Annotated in this window: 18 protein-coding genes; 7 read left to right on the top strand and 11 right to left on the bottom strand. The window is 25.7% G+C overall.

All coding sequences use genetic code 4. From position 1 onward, the window contains the following. Nucleotides 1–58: 58 nt before the first annotated feature. On the top strand, nt 59–745 hold the full coding sequence (locus PRV_RS01005; protein WP_022769377.1) for a ribonuclease HIII: 687 nt from the start codon (nt 59–61) through the stop codon (nt 743–745). A gap of 432 nt (nt 746–1177) precedes the next feature. Beyond that, nucleotides 1178–2971 (top strand): phosphohexomutase domain-containing protein, encoded by a 1794-nt coding sequence (locus tag PRV_RS01000; RefSeq protein WP_022769372.1) that lies wholly within the window; start codon nt 1178–1180, stop codon nt 2969–2971. 178 nt (nt 2972–3149) lie between these two features. Here PRV_RS01000 and rplM read toward each other — a convergent pair whose 3' ends face one another. The 4 genes from rplM to PRV_RS00980 all read right to left on the bottom strand — a co-directional run bounded on the left by rplM (nt 3150) and on the right by PRV_RS00980 (nt 6557). Beyond that, on the bottom strand, nt 3150–3581 hold the full coding sequence (gene rplM, locus PRV_RS00995; protein ID WP_022769368.1) for a 50S ribosomal protein L13: 432 nt from the start codon (nt 3579–3581) through the stop codon (nt 3150–3152). Nucleotides 3582–3713: 132 nt separating this feature from the next. Then, nucleotides 3714–5294, bottom strand: coding sequence for an iron-containing alcohol dehydrogenase (locus PRV_RS00990; protein WP_022769364.1), 1581 nt, complete (start codon nt 5292–5294; stop codon nt 3714–3716). A gap of 2 nt (nt 5295–5296) precedes the next feature. Continuing rightward, nucleotides 5297–5941 carry a hypothetical protein gene (locus PRV_RS00985; protein WP_022769360.1) on the bottom strand — a complete coding sequence of 215 codons (645 nt, stop codon included), beginning with the start codon at nt 5939–5941 and terminating at the stop codon, nt 5297–5299. A 28-nt stretch (nt 5942–5969) separates the two neighbouring features. Next, the gene (locus tag PRV_RS00980; protein ID WP_022769357.1) at nt 5970–6557 is read right to left on the bottom strand and encodes a DUF948 domain-containing protein; all 588 of its coding nucleotides are present in this window, start codon (nt 6555–6557) and stop codon (nt 5970–5972) included. 118 nt (nt 6558–6675) lie between these two features. Here PRV_RS00980 and PRV_RS00975 point away from each other — a divergent pair, with 118 nt between their 5' ends. The 3 genes from PRV_RS00975 to PRV_RS00965 are packed head-to-tail and all read left to right on the top strand — an operon-like array spanning nt 6676 to nt 8483. Next, on the top strand, nt 6676–7266 hold the full coding sequence (locus tag PRV_RS00975) for a hypothetical protein (protein ID WP_022769354.1): 591 nt from the start codon (nt 6676–6678) through the stop codon (nt 7264–7266). Between the two features lie 24 nt (nt 7267–7290). Next, entirely contained in the window at nt 7291–7881 is a 591-nt protein-coding gene (locus PRV_RS00970; RefSeq protein ID WP_022769351.1) for a hypothetical protein, read from the top strand. 11 nt (nt 7882–7892) lie between these two features. Further along, on the top strand, nt 7893–8483 hold the full coding sequence (locus PRV_RS00965; protein ID WP_022769347.1) for a hypothetical protein: 591 nt from the start codon (nt 7893–7895) through the stop codon (nt 8481–8483). Nucleotides 8484–8656: 173 nt separating this feature from the next. Here the strand turns inward: PRV_RS00965 and PRV_RS00960 are convergent, their stop codons facing one another. From PRV_RS00960 to PRV_RS00930, 7 genes are all read right to left on the bottom strand, one after another. Beyond that, on the bottom strand, nt 8657–9691 hold the full coding sequence (locus PRV_RS00960) for a hypothetical protein (RefSeq protein ID WP_022769344.1): 1035 nt from the start codon (nt 9689–9691) through the stop codon (nt 8657–8659). 117 nt (nt 9692–9808) lie between these two features. Beyond that, nucleotides 9809–10216 carry a hypothetical protein gene (locus tag PRV_RS00955; protein WP_022769341.1) on the bottom strand — a complete coding sequence of 136 codons (408 nt, stop codon included), beginning with the start codon at nt 10214–10216 and terminating at the stop codon, nt 9809–9811. Between the two features lie 426 nt (nt 10217–10642). After that, on the bottom strand, nt 10643–12034 hold the full coding sequence (locus PRV_RS00950; RefSeq protein ID WP_022769329.1) for a hypothetical protein: 1392 nt from the start codon (nt 12032–12034) through the stop codon (nt 10643–10645). 191 nt (nt 12035–12225) lie between these two features. Beyond that, nucleotides 12226–13734, bottom strand: a complete 1509-nt coding sequence (locus tag PRV_RS00945; protein ID WP_022769325.1) for a hypothetical protein — start codon at nt 13732–13734, stop codon at nt 12226–12228. A 6-nt stretch (nt 13735–13740) separates the two neighbouring features. Beyond that, entirely contained in the window at nt 13741–15189 is a 1449-nt protein-coding gene (locus PRV_RS00940) for a hypothetical protein (protein WP_022769321.1), read from the bottom strand. A gap of 103 nt (nt 15190–15292) precedes the next feature. Next, the gene (locus PRV_RS00935; RefSeq protein WP_022769317.1) at nt 15293–16714 is read right to left on the bottom strand and encodes a hypothetical protein; all 1422 of its coding nucleotides are present in this window, start codon (nt 16712–16714) and stop codon (nt 15293–15295) included. A gap of 291 nt (nt 16715–17005) precedes the next feature. Continuing rightward, nucleotides 17006–18451: a hypothetical protein gene (locus PRV_RS00930; protein ID WP_022769312.1), complete on the bottom strand. Its 1446-nt coding sequence runs from the start codon at nt 18449–18451 to the stop codon at nt 17006–17008. A 268-nt stretch (nt 18452–18719) separates the two neighbouring features. Between PRV_RS00930 and PRV_RS02870 the strand changes: the two genes are divergently transcribed. Further along, entirely contained in the window at nt 18720–19307 is a 588-nt protein-coding gene (locus PRV_RS02870) for a hypothetical protein (protein WP_052312105.1), read from the top strand. A 79-nt stretch (nt 19308–19386) separates the two neighbouring features. Continuing rightward, nucleotides 19387–19977, top strand: a complete 591-nt coding sequence (locus tag PRV_RS00920; RefSeq protein WP_022769299.1) for a hypothetical protein — start codon at nt 19387–19389, stop codon at nt 19975–19977. The last annotated feature ends 31 nt before the right edge of the window (nt 19978–20008 follow it).

Genomic DNA, 20008 nt, shown 5'->3' with positions numbered 1-20008 from the left:
TTCTTTTTAAGAGGTCAACTAAGTATTTTATTTCAAAAACAAAAATTCTAAATTAGAATTGAAATATTCTTTTCTAGAGCCAGAAGCTGGCTCTGATGAGAGCGGTAAGGGAGATTTTTTTGGCGGACTTCACATTGCAATTACTTTTCTTGAAGTGGAGGATTATTTAAAACTTCAAAAAGAAAATTTACTTCCTAAAATAAATGATTCAAAATTATTGAGTGATGCAAATGTTTATTATTTAGCTCCAAAACTTAAAGAAATATTAAGAAATAACATTATTTCAATATCTTTTGGGGCTAAAGAATACAATAGGCTTTATTCAGAATTTAAAAATCTAAATATTCTTTTAAGTTATGCTCATAATATTGTTTGATCTTCTTTAAAAGAAAAACTTTTACAAAAAAATAAGACAATGCCTAAAAAAACAATAATTGATCAATTCTGCCCGAAAGAAAAATATATTCAATATTTGAAAAATATTTCTATTGAAGTTGAAAATATAAATATTTTTCAAACTAAAGCAGAAAGTAAATTTCTATCTTGCGCTATTTCTTCAATAATTAGTAGATTTAATTTTTTAGAAGAAATATCAGAATTATCTAAAAAATTACTTTATGAACTCCCTCTGGGAGCTTCAAATAAAGTTATTGAATCTTACAAAGAATTATCTATTAAAAAAGGATTTAAAGCTGAAATGTGCTGTAAAACACATTTCAAAACAATTAAAAAAGCTGTTATTTAAATTCTTTGATTTTAAATAAATAATAGAACTAAAGGGGAATAGAAATGATTTAAATGATAAAAAAGTTAAAAAATTTTAAAATTATCAAAAAAATCTTGCTTAAAACAAATTAATTAAAAAGTAAATTTCATTTAGTTATCAAATTTTCACTTAAAATTTTCTAAATTTAGCTTAAAAGCTCTTTATTAAATTATTTTTCAATAATTTATATATCAAACGTAATTTATATTTTTTAGAGCATCAACTACTTTCAAGTAAATTTAATAGTAGATTAAATTATTTAATAAACAATAAAAATTATTTATTAATTAGTTTTTGTTAAATAATTAATAAATAAATATAAAAAAATTTAAAAAGCTATCAACTTTTTAATAAAGAAAAAATATAGATAATTTCAATAAATTTAGTTCTTTAAATTAGAAATTTTTAAATTTGGGTCTACTCCCTAAAAAAAAGGGAAGGTGTAATAACAGAAAAAAGTGGTCTTATCAAGACCACTATAAATACTGAGTTAAAAGTTCTAGATTAACTTCATTTGAAAAGAAAAAGCTTGAATCTTTAAGCGAACAAGAAAAAAAAGAATTATTTTCCGTCACTGGGGAAGAATTCCAATTTGGCACTTCTGGAATAAGGGAAATAATGGGAATTGGACCCAAAAGATTAAATATACATACTTGTAGAGTATTTGCAGAAGCTTATGCTAAATTCATTCATTCTTGAGATAAAAAGATATCAAGACCTATTTTTGTAGGTTTTGACAATAGAGAAAATAGCAGGTTATTTGCTGCAACAATATGCCATGTTCTGAATAATTTTCAAATTCCTGTAATTTTTTCAAATGTTTCTATACCTACTCCTGTATTAGCTTATTTAATCAGAAAAAAAAATTTTTCCGGAGGAGTTATGGTTACAGCAAGCCACAATCCTGTAGAATATAACGGATTCAAGTTATATGGTAATAATGGAGGTCAATTATCCGATGAAGAAGAAAAAATTATTAGAAGTTTTTTTACTTCACCAAATCATTATTTAAGTACTTTAAAAAAAGGAATTAATAGGAAAATTGCAATAATTGATGAAAGTTGATGAAATTTATATATAAAAGATCTTCAATTACAAATAGTAAGAAAACTAGGAGGCTTCTATACTGAAGCCAATATAACTATTAGAAATTTAAAAATATTATTTTCTTCTCATCATGGCACTTCTTCTAAGAGAATGCGCTATTTAGCGCACTTCTTAGGTTTACATTACTTTAAAGAATATTATTGGGAATGTATTCCTGATATTCCTTTTCCCAAAAAAGAAATTCTTAACCCAGAAAATCCCCTATCTTTTAAAGAAATGGAATTAGAAGGGAGAACTTCTAAAATGGATTATTTATTTGCTCACGATCCTGATTCAGATAGAGGAGCTTTTGGGGAATCAATAGGAAATGATTGATATTACTTCACTGGAAATGAAATGTTTGCTCTTCTTGCTGCATTCTTATTGGAATTAGCAAAAAGCCCTAAATATAACGTTAGATTTAATTACAAATATTTAATAACTACTTATGTTAGTGGTAATTTCATAGATAAAGTTGTTAAATTATTTGACAATTCTATTGAAATTAAAAGAGTTAAAACAGGTTTCAAAAGCATTGGCAAAGAAGTAGAAAAATGTTCTAAAGAGGGGGATGTATTGCTCGGCTGCGAAGAAGCAATAGGAGGTTTATTTTTTCCTTCATTATCTTTAGAAAAAGATGCTTTTCAATTGACAGCTCTTGCATTTTTTATGATTGGTCACTACAGACTCAGAAAATCAAAGACTTTATTAACTCAACTTCTTTGATTAATGTGAGAAACAAAATCTGTATGATTAAATAAAACCATTTCTGTAGTCATAAAAAAAGAAGATAAATCTAAAATTCTTGAAAAATTAAAGGAAATAACTGATAATAAAGAATTTGTATTACAACTAGATCAATATAAATTTAGTATTTCTAGAGACCTAAATTTAAACATTTTTACTTTTTCAATAGATGACGAAAATTGAATAAAAGTTAGAATCTCTGGGACTGAAGAAAAACTTAAATTATATTTCAATTTTTACTCTTATATTTCAGATGAAGAATTTAATACCAAAATAAATGTATGGGAATCATTAATTAAAGAAAAAAGATCAAAAATAAATTACAAAATATCATTACTAACTAAAGCATTTATAAATTTTTTAAGTAAGTAATTTTTATTTTTCCGCTCTTATTGAGCGGAAAAAAAATCTTATTTAATTAAAAATAATTGTCTATTTTTAAGACTAGTTTCAATAAAAAATTGAAACATAAATAAACTGTATTATTAAATAACAATTTAGAAAGAAGGGCTAAACACCCCCTCCCATTTTAATATCTTTTTTTTAAGTACTAGTTATTTGAAAGCTGCGCTTGATGAGGGTGTTCAGAACCTTTATAAATTTTTAACTTTCTTAATAAAGCTCTAGATAAATATCTATTTTTGGGAAGCATTCTTTTAACAGCTAAAGTTAATAATTTATCTGAATATTTTTCTAACATTTCAACTCCACTACGCCTTTTTAAACCTCCAGGATAGCCAGAATGTCTATATCAAAATTCATTTTTAGCTTTATTTCCCGAAAGTCTTAATTTATCGCTATTAGTAACTACCACAAATTCTCCACAATCATAAGAAGGGGTGAAATCTACTTTATTTTTTCCCCTCAATAGATTAGCTATTTGAACAGCCAATCTGCCCAAGCAAGCATCAGTAGCATCTATCAGTACTCACTTCCTTCTACTTAAAGCTTCTTCTCTAGTTAATAAAGTAGTCTTAAACATCTCTTAATTAAATCTTCTGTAGATTTTAGAGTTAAATTTTTTAATTATGAAAAATTAACTTAATTTTTCATTTATTACTAATATTTTCTATTATTTTCAAAAAATTTCTAGAAATGATATTACCTATTTAAATTATCAAGCTGCTAAGTTTTGAATTATCATCTTAGACATCTTATAGGAAGAAAGCAAAGGAGAAGCCTGCTTAATTAATAGATTAATAAATTTAGAATCTATTTCCTTCAAAGAAGGAATATCAAAGAATTTTGTAGGTAAATTAAATTTCTTTATATGTTGAATTAAATGCATTATTAATCCTTCTGCGGAAACAGATCCATAAAGTAAACAAGAAATTTCTAGTGCTCTGTCATGACCCTCTTTATCATTCAATGTAATATATTCGATAAAAGAAGGTAAAAAGAGAGAAAGAGATTCATAAAAATGAATATTGGTTAAATGAGTTAAATTAGCTGCTAATTTGTATCAAGTTCAATAATTTGATTTAGTCATGAAATATCTACCATCATAACATTTAGCGGCTATATCCATAATAAGCTTGCAATCCATTAAAGAAAGATCACTATTATTTCTAACATAATTTAGATACCAATCTACAGATTTTATTTCTCTAATTAATCTCATTCTCTCTTCCACATTTAATTCACTATCAAAATAATAAAAGAATAATTTAAAGAAAAGTAAATGAAGTAACTCTAGCTTCTTACTTTTTGGATATTCTACTAAAAAGTTAGGATAATAAAAGACATGATCGGAACTATCAATTGGATTAAACAAATAAATTGATTGATCAAAATAACTTAAATTTTTAAATATTGGCTTATTACTTAAAATGTGTTTTTCAACTAATTTAGGACTAGGTATAACTAAAGTTGGAATTGAAAAGATAGAGTAATAAGCAGATACTACTGGCTTATGAGAATTAGATTGAATTCTAATACTATTAGGTTTAATTAATTTCTTAATAACTAATTTAGAAAGATCTATTAAAGAATTAGAGCCTACAACCAAAACACAATTGGCTCTATGTTTATAAGCGAAATCAACTATTTGAGAAATTGAAGACCTTGTTAAATTCGGCCGTACGTTAGTATATTCATAAAAATCTAATTCTTCTCTCTGAAGAGCGGCAATTAATTTTCTATATCCTACTAATTGTCTTGTATAAGCATCATCAGAAAGAATAATAATTGAATTAACTTTTGCTTTTTTTAAGTGATAAATTAATGTATTTTCTATTACATCTTCTCTAACTGTTCAATTATTTAACAAAGGAACTCTTCTTTTGCTTTTATTCTTGCTTTTTTTATTACATTTAGATTGATCTTTAGCCTCTGCTATTTCCTTATTTTTCTTAGCTTTAAGCTCTTCTTCTTGCTCTTTAACTATTTCAATATAGTTAGGGGATTCAAATTCATATATACCTAATTTACGAGCATCTAATATTTTTTCTTTACTAGAAATTATTTCTTTGAATTTATTTAAAGATAATTCCTCGGAAAGGGTAATTGCTTTAGAAGAAGTAGGAGAAACTTTAACTTCTTTTGATACTTCTTTTTCTAACAGCAATCTTTGAACATTAAAAAATGCTTTACTATCTAAACTATTTTTATAAATAGATTCCTCTATGCTTTCGCTTTTTTCTTCAGGAAAAAACTTATTAAAAACTTTATTAGCTTTACTTTTAAAATTTTTCATTCTTAAATTGCCTTAGTCAAACTTTCTTTAGACTTATAATTTAATAATTTATTTCTACATTCCTCTTCAAAAGAAGAGAAGCTGTAATTCAATAAAAGAGAATTATTTTTGACGCTTTGACAAACTTTTTTAAGAAGTTCTAATTCTTCTTTTCAAGCTTTTTTCATTGATTTTGATTTATGTGATTTACTTCCCTTAATTTTTTCTTTTCTCTTTTTCTTCATTGCTTTTTTATGCCTTTCCAGAAGCCTTAAAGAATAACCCAAATATTTATCAATAATTACACTCATATCATCTATTAACTCTAAAATTCTCTCAAAACAAGTACAATAAAATCTATCATTCTCTATTAATGCTTTACATTTCTTCTGCTGTTTATAAAAATTATTTATTAATTCACTAGAAAGAGACTGTCCAGCTCTTTCTTTATCATAATCTAATTTAGCAATAAATTCTTCTACATTTCTATCATGTGATTCTTTTTTTTGATTTAAAAGAAGAGCATCTCTTTTTAATCTAAATAATTCTCGCTTAATTTCTAGTGCTTTTTTTAACTTAATATTTTTGAAATTAAATCAATAATAAAAAAGAGTTATTAATAAAAAAACCCCTCCCATTGAAATACCGGCAATTCCCTCTGGCTGCATTAAAAATTAAAAAAATTTAAAAAAATTTTTAATTTTTTCTAAAACCTTTTAAATGTGTAGAAAAATTTAAATCTTCAAAAGAATTAAATTCTCTAAGTTCATGATCTATCTCATTTATTGAATTAATTAAAGGAGACAGAAGTGGAGATAATTTAGAAATACCTTTAAAAGAACTATATTTACTTAATAAATTTTGAAAATGTTCTTGTTGTAACTTTTCAGAAGAATTATTAAACTGTTCTTCTAATTTTTTAGCTAAATTATCAATTTTTCTTGATTTATCAATATATTCTTTTTTAGTTTCATCCTTTTTATTAATTCAAGTTTTCAAATTTCGAACAAATTCTTTAGCTTTTGGATTATTTAATTTATCTAAAGAATTATTTTTATCATCTAAATAATCTTTTATAGTTTTAATTTTTTCCTTTAATTCTTCTATAGAAGAAAAATCTTCTCTAAAGCTCAAGTTCTTGAGATTATCTTTATTCTCTTCTGCGAATTTATTTAAAAAAAATAAAGATTCTTTAATATCTTTAAAAGGAATAATAGAAGAGCCAACAGAACCTGCAGCTATTAAGCCTAATATTCAAGAAATCAATTTTGAAAAAAGAATCATTAACTAAAAAATAAAACTGTAAATTTCCATATCCTATTAATTTAAATAAATTAAATAAAATAGTATACTTTAAAAATTTAAATTACTAAATTAAAAATATCATAAATATTTAAATAATTTGGTTTTTTCTAAATATTTATTAACTACAATCATATCCTTAACTGGAGGCGCGAATACACTAATTTTTTTGCCCACTGGGGGGGGAGTTGCAAAAAGCTTAAGTAATATATCACAAACTTTAAAGGAAAATTCCGAAAATAAAGATTCACAAATTCAAAAAGAAAATAATAGATTAAGGGGAGAAAAGAAAAAAAGTGAGGAAGAATTTGGGGAGTTAAAAGGGAAAAAAGAGGAAAATGATGAAAAAAGAGCGGAAAATAATAGAAAAAGAAGAAGTTTAGAAGAGAAAAATGGAGAAGTTAATTTAAAAATTGAAAATAATAGTGAACAAATCAAGAGCAAAAAACAAGAATTGGAAAATAATTTAAAAGAGAAATTGGAAGAAATTTTTAAGCAAGCAAAGACACAAGTTGAACAAGTTCAACAAAAATTTAAAAGTTTTTATGAAAGTAATTCTCAGGAATTACAAAAAACACTTCAAAATCTTGAACAATCTAATGCGGAACTAATTAAAAAAGTTAAAGAAGAAGTTAATAGAATGCCGCAAAGGATATTTGATAATATCGATATAAAAAATGTGCAAACATAAAATCCTTTTTTAATTAACTAGTTTTTGGTATTCTCTAAATATTTATTGACAACAATTATCTCTTTGACTGGCAGCGCCAATACACTTATCTTTTTCCCTCGGGGGGGGCAAAACTTAAGTAATAATTCAAATGAATTGAAAATATCCAATTCATTAAAAGAAAATTCTGATTTAAAAATATCACAAATTACAAAAGAAAATGAAAGAATTAAGCAAGAGAAAGAGGAAAGTGAAAAAGAGTTCAAAACTCTAAAGAAAAAGAAAGAAACAAATGATGAAAAAAGAGGAGAAAATAATAGAAAAAGAAGGGATCTAGAAAATGCTAATGAACAAGTTAATTTAAAAATTGAAGAGCAAAATAAGAAAATCAAAAGCACAAAAGAAGAATTGGAGAGTAAAATAAATTCAAAAATTAAAGAAATTTTTGAAAAAACAAAACAACAAGCTAATCAAATTCAAGAAAAATTTAAAGCTTTTTATGAAAGTAATTCACGACAATTAAGCGAATCACTTAAAAAACTTGAACAATCTAATGAAGCATTAATTAAAAAAGTCAGAGAAGAAGTTGAAAAATTACCTCAAAAAATATTTGAAGGAATCAACATAACAAAATAAACTAACTTATTTTGATATTTTCTAAATATTTATTAACTACAATAGTATCCTTAACTGGAGGGGCTAATACACTTATATTTTTATCTACTGGGGGGGGCGAAAAGTCTTCAAATTTAAGTAATCTTTCAAACAATTTTCAATCTCTTTCTGAAAAAAATCAAAGATTATTAGAACAAGAAAGAGGTAGGATAAATTCTGAGAAGGAAAAAAGTATTAAAGAATTTAAAGAATTAGATGGTAAAAATAAAGAAAATCAGCAAAAAAGAAAAGAATCAGAAGAAAAAAGAGTTGAATTAGAAACACTTAATCAAAAAACAAATGAGAGTTTTGAGCAAAAAAATAAAGATTTAAGAGAAAAGAGCGAAAAAATGAGCAAACAATTAGACGAAAAAAAGCAACAAATTTTTCAAACAGTAAAACAAAATTACGAAAAAACTAAACAACAATTTGAAGAATTTTATAAAAAACAAGCAAACGAAATAGAATCAACATTAGAAAGTCTTAAAAAATCTAATGAACAACTTCTGAAAGAAGTTAAAGAAAAGGTAGAAAATATGCCAAAAATGATTTTTCCTAAGGATTTAAATTCAAAAAGTACATAAAAATTAATTTTTAGTTTTTTAAAAGAGAGGGGGGGATTGATCCCCTCTCCATTGATCATTACAAAAAATAATTTATTAAATCATTCAAACTATTAATCTATTAATTTTTCGTTTAACTTAAATAATTTTTAGGCAGGGAAGAATTTCCCCGTCTAAAAAATTTCTAAATTTATTTAAGAATTTATTCTGCCCATCTCCCTTAATAGTTTTTCCACAATATTTATTTCTACATTAGATTTAGCTATTTCTTCCATTTTCTTTAATGCTTCCAATTCAGGATAACATGTACTCACTCCTATTAACATTACGCCACATAATCTCCTGTATCACACTGAAAGATATTCATCAATGGCTTCCTTTCTTGATTTAGCCGAATTTATTCAAAGTTTTCAAATGTCTTGATCCAATAAAAAATAGAATGGATTGTCATGACTTCAAGGTTTATTTTTTCATTGTGTAAATAAATTATTTCAATTAAGTTCTTTTTCCCATCCTATATCACTTAAAGCCTTCAATACTTTTTTATAATTTTGAAAATTATTTGAAGTAATCATTTTGCTTTTTGTACCTTTATTTGGAGCTTCTGCTTCTTTCAATTTGCCATTTAATTCTTCTTGTTTTTCCTTTAATTTGAAAAATTGTTCATAATAGTTTTTTAAAACCTCTCTTTCTGCGGTACTAAGAGAAAATTTCTTTTCATTTTTATCAGTCGATCTTTTTGTTCTTTTGCCTGAACTCGAAACAATTTCCTTTTGCATAAAATTCTTAAAAGATTCTTCGGCTTTTTGCAATTTAGAGGAAGAATTTTCTAAACCTGATTTTGCTTTTTTCAATGTGTTTTCATAATCTTGTTCAATGGATTTAACTAGTTTTTCTTTTTCAATTTCTTGAGAAATTTTTTGAACAGATTCAAGAACTTTTTCTCCCGTTTCAACTGACGGAAAAACTAAATTTTGTTTTTCTAACTTCCCGAGGGGAATTATTGCAAGATTATTTAAACTTTTATCTTTTAATTGTTCAACTTTATTTGAACCAATATTTAAAACTTCATTAATTTGTTTATCAAAAGCTGGATTTATGAATGCCCCCCCCAAGAATTTAAAAGAGCTTAAATTTTGTTTAATATTCGAAAATAAAAATGGAATTATAGACAAATTAACTCCTACAAATAAAAAAGAAAAAATAAATAATTTATTTTTTAAATTCATTAATTTAATTTTTTTGATTTTTTAAGAAAAATTAATTCCAATTTAATTTTCTTCTAATATTCATACTTATTTTTCAAAATTTATGAATTTCAAAATAAAAATCTAATACACTATTTTTTAAATCCCAAAAACTTCACATTTAGACCAAAATTTATTACCTTGTTTTCAGCTTGCAACAACAAAAGGCTCTAAAATCATTGTTTCTTTAATAAAAGACTTTGTTTTAGGAATCTCAAAAAGACATCATCTTCGTTCTTTTACATTTTCACTTCTATCATTTCTAAATATGAGGTGATAAAACTCTCAGCAACCAATTTGTTCAGGCATTTGTTGAGTAACTCAAGACATTATTCAAGTTAAAGTGCTAGTGCTTTTTACATTAGTGCAATTAATATCCACAACTCCCTTTCAGCCACCATTTGTCATAAATTGTTCTTTAACTTCAGCTGAAATTTTTTCAGAAAAAGGTATTTTTCTATAACCAAATCATTTATTAAATTGATCAATTAAAATTCCATCATTCATTCTTCTTCTTTTTTTCCCAAATAATCTGGGAAATATTTTTTTAATTTCATTTTTAGCAGGTAATTAAAAAATAGGCTCAACAACGCGCCTTCACTTTGAGAATTTCAATTCCCAAAATAATATTTATTTAAACTAGAATTCTCTCTTTTTTCTTTTTCAACAACTTGAATATTTTTATAGCCTAAATTATTTTTAAAGGCATTAAATTCATTTTTTCTTTTTAATTAATACTTCTCGCTTATTGCCTCAATTATTTAAATTTGAATTTATAGAAGTTCCAAAAAATGCCACTTAAAAATAAGGAAGAAAATAACAGCTTCTTCGTAATGGCTTAAAAAAGAATATTTTGGTAGATAAATAATTGCCTTCTCCGATAGTCAAAAAGATATTAATTACCATCACCACTAAACTAATATTTTTGGCATTTTAAAGTCCAAAATCAGCACATTTACCCCAAAATTTATTTCCCTTTTTTCAACTGGACATATTAAAAATACCTAATAATTGACTTTCTTGTATATAAGAATTAATTGATGGAATTTCAAAAAGACATAATCTTTTATTTTCTTCTCCGGCCTTAAAAATCAAATTATTAAAAAATTCATAACATCCACTTTTTTCTATAGGATCGCCAGCAATAAGACCTACAAACAAAGAAATCAATCCTTCACTAGTTATATTGCTACAACTAGTATCTAAAACTCCTTTTCAATAACCATTATTTTTAAATGATTTGTGAACTTTTTTCTGAAGTTCAGAAGAAAAAATTGATCAGTTAATAGATTCGTTTGGAAATAATTTTTCTTTTTTTAAATTAATTTTTGAATAATTTTTAGAAGGAGCAAATACTGGCATATTTTTTATTACAGTTCCAGCTTTAACTACATCTACAACCTTTGGTATTAAATATTTTTCCCATTCCTTAGTAGATTGTTCTACAAAATTATCCATATTTTCCATCAAACACTCACCAAAAACCATTTGTTCATCTTTACTTTCTCTTCTATATTTGGCACAACCATCTCCAAATTTTTCCCTTAATAATCATTTTTCAAGAAAATAAATTCCATTCATTTTTGGAGGTTTTGTTTTTCTGCCTTCTTTCAATCTTTGCATTTCTTCTTCAATTCATTTATCAATAATACTTCCAACTTGTTGTTCAAATCCTTTCAATTTACTAATATATAAAACTCCTGAAGAGCCTATCACTTCAGAAAATTTAGGAAAATTTTCTTCTCAATTTTGCAAAGCTAATTTATTAAATTTTTCAAAATTAATTTTTAAATGATCTTTAATTAACTTTTTAGAACCACTGCCTATTATTTGTTGTTTTAATTCCTGACAATCTATAAAAATATCTAATATTTCACATTTTTCTTTTTCAGGTAAATCTTGAAATCATTTACTTAGATTCAATAACTGAAAATAATTTAATGACAAAATAACATTTTTTATTTTTTCTTGTATATTTAAAAAACTATTTTTTTCTATTTTTTTAAAAGGATAAATAGATTTGTCAGAAGAATAAGGTATAGTTCTGTTGCCAAATCATTTATTTTTGTTATCAATTTGTATACCATCTCATAAATTTCTTACTTTTTGACTGTGAATTTTAGAAGAAATTTCTTTAATTAAACCATCTTTAGTAATTAAATGAATAGGCTGACTGGCCCCTTCACTTTGAAATTGTCATTCATTAAATCAAAAATTATCTAAGCTATATTCTTGTTCTTTTTTAGAATCTTTCTTTTTATTTTGAATGCTCGCTTTTTGATTATTAAAAACAAATCTATTATTACTTTGGCTCCCCCCCGACAAAGAGGTTGTTATCTTTGTTTAGTTCATTAATAGAAAAAAGATTTAAGTGATTACCTATTGATAGCCCAAAAATACTTCCAATTCCAGTAAAAGTAGTAAATAATTTTTTAGTCATTTAACAAAATAATTTTTCTCTTTTTTTCAGCGTAAAGGAGGCGGAGAGCAATGAAAATATATTTATTTAGGAAAAATTATATACCATAAAGATCACACCTAGTTCAAAATCTATTTCCTTTATTCCAATTAGAAAAATAAAAAGGTCCTAATATATTAGTTTCTTTAACAAAGGATTTTGCTTCAGGTATTTCAAAAAGACATCATCTCTTATCACTAATATCTTGACTTTTTGCATCGCCAAAAAAGATATTGTAAAACTCCCAACAACCATGTCTTTCTAATGGAGTGCTAGTAAATAATTGAGCAAAACTCCAACTTTTGTCAGTTGCTTGAACATGATCGCAACCAATATTTATTACCCCTCTATATCCAGCATTATTTTTAAAACCTTCTTGGGCATGCCAATTAATTCCTTCTGGAAAATATTTTCATTGGTTCGGCTCTCTCTCCCTTTTTTGTTCAGAATCATTAACTGGAATAAAGCTGGAAGGAGCGTAGACAGGTTTATCTCATCACTTTCCAGCTTTAACTACATCAATCACTCTAGGGAAAAAATATTTTTCTCCTGAAATATTTGAAATAATATCAAAATTCATCGGACTCTTAGTAAAACATTCCCCATAAACTAATTTGTCGCCGGATGATTCTTTATATTTTTCGCATCCTTCTCCAAATAAATTATTAGTTAATATTTTTCTGGCTAAATTTACTCCATTTTTCTTTGATTTTTCTTTGTCAGGAGCTTTATTAAGCTCCTTTTTTATTTCTTCTTCTAATCAAATATCTAAAATTTTCCCAAATTTATTTTCATAACCACTCAATTTTCCAATATATATGATTCCTTTTCTACCTATAATATCAGAAAATTTAGGCAACTTGTCCTTTCATTCTTTATGTGCTATTTCATTTAATTTTTCAAAATTAATTTTCAAATTACTCCCAATTGAACTTCAACTAGAATATCCAATAATTGATTTGAATTTAGCACAGTCTTCCAGAAGAATTTCTGCCATTTCACACTTATCTCTTTCCGGTAAATTTTGAAATCATTGACTTAATTTATTTAATTCAGAATAATCTAAAAATAAAAATTTTTCCGAAAGATCTGCTCAACTTTCTAACAATTTTTTATTTTTTTCATTTAATAAATCTCTTGTATGTTTACTAAAAGGAATGCTTCTAAAACCAAATCAAGTATTATTCCGATCTATAAAAATTCCATCATTTAAATTTCTTCTTTTTTGTCCATAAACTTTTGCTTCAATTTCTTTTGCCCAGCCATCTTTATCAACCATATAAATTGGTTTTGTAGAGCCCTCACTTTGAAAAGATCAAACACCAAAATAATATGGACTTAAACTAGTCCAATTATTTTTGGGATATTTTATTCGACTAATAGATGCTTTTTGAGGTAAAGCAAAACTTTTAAGGTTTGCGCCCCCCCCGGCATAATCAATTCTTTTAATTTCTTCATTGAAAAGATTTAAAGGGAAAAGTTCAAAATAATTACCCAAAGATATTCCTAGGATACTTCCAGAACCCACAGTAGAAAATAATATTTTCTTGCTTATTAAATTAAGCAATTCTATTTAAAGTTCATATGAAAGGCAACTTCCTCAGAATTTATTACTATTGAATCAATTTGAAAAAGAAAGGAATTTAATATGATATTCCCTTACATAAGATTTAGCATTGGGAATTTCATATAAACATCATCTCTTGTCATCCACATCTTGTGGGAATATTAGACTTCAAGCAAATTCACAACCTTGTTGCTTTCCTCCCAATCCGTTTAGCAACTTCTCCCACCAATATCAGCCTCATTGACTACATTTAATATCTATTATTCCATCTTTAATTCCTTTCTTTTTTCAAACATCTATATAATTTTTGGATTTTTCAGAATTTTTTTCTTCTGCTTCATTTACTCATTGTTTAATTGAAGATTTTTGATTCTCTATTGATCTTGTAGATACTCTTATAGCATTTTCCTCTGATTTCATCCCTCCTTTGACAACATTTTTTAATTCAGGAATAATCAATTGTTCTCTTAAATCAATTGTTTCATAACTTGTTGAAGGATTTAATTTGCCGCCGCATTCTGGAAAAAATTTCTTATCTTCGCTTGCTACATCACTACATTTTTTAAAAGATTCCGTTCCGGTCAATAACTTAATTGCAGTAGAAATTAAATTGACTCCTCCTCGTTTTTCATTTTCAATATATTTATCAGTAACAAATTCCTCAATTCACTCATTTATTGGGCCCCCGCCTAACAAACCAATTTCTCTTTTAAAAGGAAAATCAATGAATTTTCCACTCCCTATTATTTCTCTAAATAAAGGAAAGTTTTTTCCATCTTTTCTAAAGGTTTTCACTAATTCTTCTGGCTTAATTTTTAGGCTATCACTTAATGGAGTGGTAGATTTATTACCAATAAACTTTTTTGTATTTTCGCAATCTATAAAAATATCTAATATTTCACATTTTTGATTTTCTTGTAATTTATCTCATCACTCTCCAAGAAGTCTCATTTCTTCTTGACTGATTTTTTTAATAATTAACTTCAATGTATTAACTTTATCTAAATTAGACAACTCCTCTTTATTGTGTTTTTCCATTCCAGAAAATATTTGGTGAGTTAAACTTCTATAACCAAATCATTTATTAAGGCGGTCAATTAAAATGCCATCATTCATTCTTCTCCTTTTATGTCCATGATTCTCTGGAGAAATTTTTTTAATTCTATTTTCATAATCTACTAAATAAACATCTTTGTATCCCCCTTCACTTTGATATTTTCAGCTTTGAAAAAGATTTTTATTTAAACTGCTTGAATTTGAATCATAATTTTTTTGTTCTTTCAACCTATCTTGAGATATTTGTTGCATAGCAAATTTTTTATCTAATGAAGAAATTAATGGTTTTTTTAATATTTGACCTAAATTTTCTATATTTCAATTAGTTAAATGCGATTTAATTGAAAATCCAAATATTCCTCCTAACCCTAGAAAAGAGGAAATCAATTTCCCCTTCAAACTCTATAAATAAAAGTTTTCAGAAAACTTTTCTTGCCCCCCCCCGCAATTGGAAATAAATCATGTTTATTCGTTTTTTAATTGAATTATTCACAAACTTCACTTAAAGACCGAAATTAGAACATTTAGCTCAAAACTTATTATTATTTCATAAATAAGAAAACTTAAAAATTGATATTTCATATTCTCTTAAATAACCTTTTCCATTGGGTATTTCAAATAAACATCATCTTTTTTCAATAACATCTCCAGGAATTATTAATTCTCAAGCTAATTTACAACCATGTATTCTAGGATCATCCATTATCCATAATAAAGCTTTTTCAAACCTTTTACATCTAACATCTATTATTCCTTCTTTTCTTCCAGTAGATTTAAAGGCTGAAATAAATTCTTTAGCTTGTTCAGGACTTTCTTCTGTAGTTTCACGTATTCACTTTTGTACTGGTGAAGTTCTATTGATCTGCGTTCCTGTCGAAACTCTAATTGAATTAGTCCCCTCTATAGTTCCTCCTTTAACAACTCCTACAACCTTAGGAGTTACAAATTCTTCACCAAATTTAGTTTTTTCTCCTAAATAATGAATCAATATCTCTTTTTTACATTCAGGATAAAAATTGCTATTCTCTTCGGAAAAACAATTTTTAAAAGTGTGTTCACCTTTAAATAATCTCTCCAGCAAAGAAAACCCGTTAACCTCTCCCTTATTTTCTTTATTTATATATTCATCATTAAGATAATCCACCATCCATTCATCTACTGTGCCTCCAATTAAATGCCCAAATTCTCCTATCTTGGGTAAATGAATTATCTTTCTTATACCTATAAAATCACTCAATTTAGGTGCTTTAAATTCTTCTCGTCTAGCTAAAGATACTATTCTCTCGGGATAAATTCTTAATACTTCTTTTATTGTTTTTGCATTTTTATCATTATTTGACAAGTGCTTTTTGATGAAATCGCATTCAACAAAAATATCTAAAATTTCGCATTTTTGTTCATCACTTAACTTTTCTTCTCATCATTCACCTAGTTGTTTCATTTCATTTTCATCAGAAACTTTAAAAAGGTCAAAAAATCTCTTAACTTTCTCCATATTACTCATTAATTCTGAAGATTGATTTCGTTTCATTTTTTTAAAACTCCTATAACCAAATCAAGAGTCATATTTATCGATTAAATGACCATCAGACATTCGCCTCCTTTTTTGACCATATTTACTTGCTGGAACTTTTACAACTAAATTATCTTTAGTAACTAAATATAAATCTTCTGAGGAGCCTTCACTTTGAAGTCTCCAACTCAAAAAATAATTTTTAAATAAACTGCTTGGTTGAATTGTTTTTTCCACTTTTCTTATTAATTTATTTTTATTTATTTCATTAATTGAAGAAAATCTATTAATTTTTTCTTTAGCAAAATTAGATAATTTTTCTCCTTGATTTCAATAATTAAAAGTATGTGAACTAATAGATGTCACAAAAACTCCAGAAGTCCCGAAAATAGAAATCAATAATTTCTTCATTTACTTTTAAAGGGAGTGCCCCCCCCAATAGCGAAATAGAAAATAAATTTATCCATTAAACTAGTCAAAAACTTCAAATTAAAAAGTTTTCTTAAATATTTATATTAAAAAAAGCTAAATTCAATATTTATTAATAATTATTTCAAAGATAAAAAAATTTATGTTTTTTGTTTTTCTGAAGTTAATCATTATCAAAAATTAAATCATGCGAGTTTAAATGCTTTGAATTTTTTTACTTTTTAATTTATTTTTTAATAACTCTTTTAATTGAGAGTTAATAAATATAAATATTTAAAGTCCATATTCTGAGCATCTTGCTCAGAATTTATTATTTTTATATCAATTTGAATAGCTAAAAAAAGTAATTTGATATTCCCTCAAATAATGTTTTGCAGCAGGTATCTCAAAAAGACATAATCTCTTATCATCTACTTCTCCGGAAAATATTAATTTTCAAATAAATTCACATCCTTTTTGTTTTCCAATAGTTGCTCAATCTAAAGTAATAAAGGATCACAAAGAACTAGTTGGTTCAAATTTTTTGCAACTCACATCTATTATTCCTTCATGAATTCCTTTATCTTTTCATGCAGTAATAATTTTTTGTTTCTTTTCTCTGTTTTCTTCTTTTTCTTCATGTTTTCAATCTTTTGTATCTTCATCTAATTTTTGATTTTCTTTACTTCCGACAGATACTCTAATATCACTGCTATTATAAATAGTTCCAGCCTTTACTACTTCTTTAAGCTTTGGAAGTACATTTACTTCCCCATCATTAAAAGATTCTCTATCTATAACACTATACAATTGCTTTCTACACTCTGGAAAAAATTTATCTCCCTCTCCCACCTTTTCACATTCTTTGAAGTTTGTTGGATTTCCAAATATTAATTTATTGAAAAGTCAAATAGGATTAATCCCATCTTTTTCCAATGAGACTGATCCATTGTTTTTGATAAATTCATCTATTCAATTATCTATCGCTCCACCAATTAAATTACCTACATCTTTAGCTTTTTTAGGTAAATCAATTAGTCCTCTGGAGCCAATTATTTTGCTTAATTTAGGAAAACCCTCACTTGAGTCTCTTCCTAAATCAACTAATTTTTCAGGCCTTATTTTTAATCCATCTGTAATTCAAGTAAGCTTATTTCCGCCTAAAGATCATCTAAGTTTACTACAATCAACAAATACATCCACTATATCGCACTGTTGATCTTCCCTTAAATCAGCTCATCACAAACCTAATTGCCTTAACTCTTCTTTACTAAATGATTGGAGAGCTTGTTTATATTCTTTAATAGCTTCTGAATAATTTTTTATTTTTTCTTCTCCTCTCTTAAATTGTTTAGAAATACTTCTATATCCAAATCAAGGGTTATTTCTATCAATTCAAATGCCATCATTTAATACTCTGTTTTTTTGCCCATAATTAGAGGCGCTAACTTTTAAAACAGAATTATCCTTTTTAATTAAATAAATATCTTCTGTAGCGCCTTCACTTTGATATTTTCAAGCTCCAAAGTGACTTCCATCTAAACTTCTATTCTCTCATTTATAGTTAAAAGACTTTAATTCATTTTTTCCAGCTGTTTGAGATGACAAAAAATTAATACTTGTTTTAGGCGATATTTTTTTATTTTGTTTTTCTTCTTTATTTCCAAATGCATGAAGTTTTAGGGAAGTGCCAAATATTCCACTAACTCCAAATAAAGAAGAAATAAGTTTCTTCGTCAAACTTTAAAAAATTAGAGATTTTAATAATAATCTCCCCCCCGATGGAATTTTGAAGAAAAAATTCTAATAAAGTCAAATAATTTGTTTTTTAAAGAAATTTTGTCAAAATTTACAAAAGAAATAAAATTTATAAATATTTCAAAAAATTTAATGTTAGGAGTAATAAGTTTATTTATTTTTATTAATTTATATAATAAAAGGTTTTTTCATTAATTTTGAAAAAATATCTAAAATTCTATAAAAAATGATAATTTTATTTAGTTAATTTTTGATATTTTCTAAATATTTATTGGCGACAATTGTTTCTCTAACTGGCGGAGCTAATACACTTATTTTCCTGCCCTCTGGGGGGGGACAAAAAGAAAAAGTAAATGAAACTATTTTTAATAAGTTTGAATCTTTAAAACATAACTCATATGAAAAAACTGTTCAAATAAAAAGTGAAAATGACAGAATTAGTTTTGAAAAACAACAAAGCTATTCTCAATTAAAAGAGTTAAATGAAAAAAATAATAAAAATAATGATGAAAGAAAAAAGAATGAACGAAAAAGAAGAGATTTAGAAAATAAAAGTCAAGAGAATGTTTCTAAGATAAAGCAAAATAATCAAGAATTGGAGAATAAAAAAACTAATTTGGAAAATCAATTAAAAGAAAATATAGGCAAAATAAATAAACAAGCACAAGAACAAGGACAAAAAATTCAAGAAAATTTCAAGCAATTGTATGAAGAAAATATTAAAACACTTGAAGAAACTTTAAAAAATATTGAAGAAAGTAATAAAAAATTAATAAAAGAAGTTTCAGAAAAAATTAAAGAACTTCCTCAAGGAATATTTAAAGGAATTACAGTATAAAAAAGTTAAATATTTTTGTGTTCATTTCATAAATAAAATTAGAAGGATTCTAAAAATGAAAAAATCTCAAAAATAGTTTTTGGTTTTTTCTAAATATTTATTAGCCACAATTATTTCTTTAACAGGAGGAGCCAATACACTTATCTTTTTACCTTCTGGGGGGGGCAAAAATAATACTTCTCCTGAACTTAAATTATCACAATCTTTAGAAAAAAGATCTAAAAATGAAATATCACAAATTCAAGAAGAGAATAATAGATTAAAAAAAGAGAAAGATAAAAGTGAACAAGAATTTAAGGATTTAAAAGGAAAAAAAGATAAGAATGATGAACAAAGAGAAAAAAATAATAGAAAAAGAAGAGATTTGGAAGAATCTAATGATCAAGTTAACTTAAAAATTGAAAAAAATCAAAAAGAAATTACAAGCAAAAAAGAAGAATTAGAAAAAAGTTTAAGTTCAAAATTAAAAGAAGTTTTACAACAAGCTCAAGAAAAAGCCAAAAGTATTCAAAATAATTTTGAACAGTTCTACAAAACTAATGCAGAGCAATTGGAAAGCGCAGGAAAACAACTAGAAGAATCGAATCAAAAATTAATTGAACAAGTTAAAAAAGATATTTCAGAAATGCCGCAAGCGATATTTAAAGATATAAAAGTAGATCTAAAATAATTTAGTTTTTAAATTAATCCTCTGAAAAGAG

It is taken from the genome of Mycoplasma parvum str. Indiana (genome assembly GCF_000477415.1).
Lineage (GTDB): Bacteria > Bacillota_I > Bacilli_A > Mycoplasmatales > Mycoplasmoidaceae > Eperythrozoon_A > Eperythrozoon_A parvum.
Note: the sequence above shows the minus strand (reverse complement) of the source record. Positions and strands in the feature narration are given on the sequence as shown.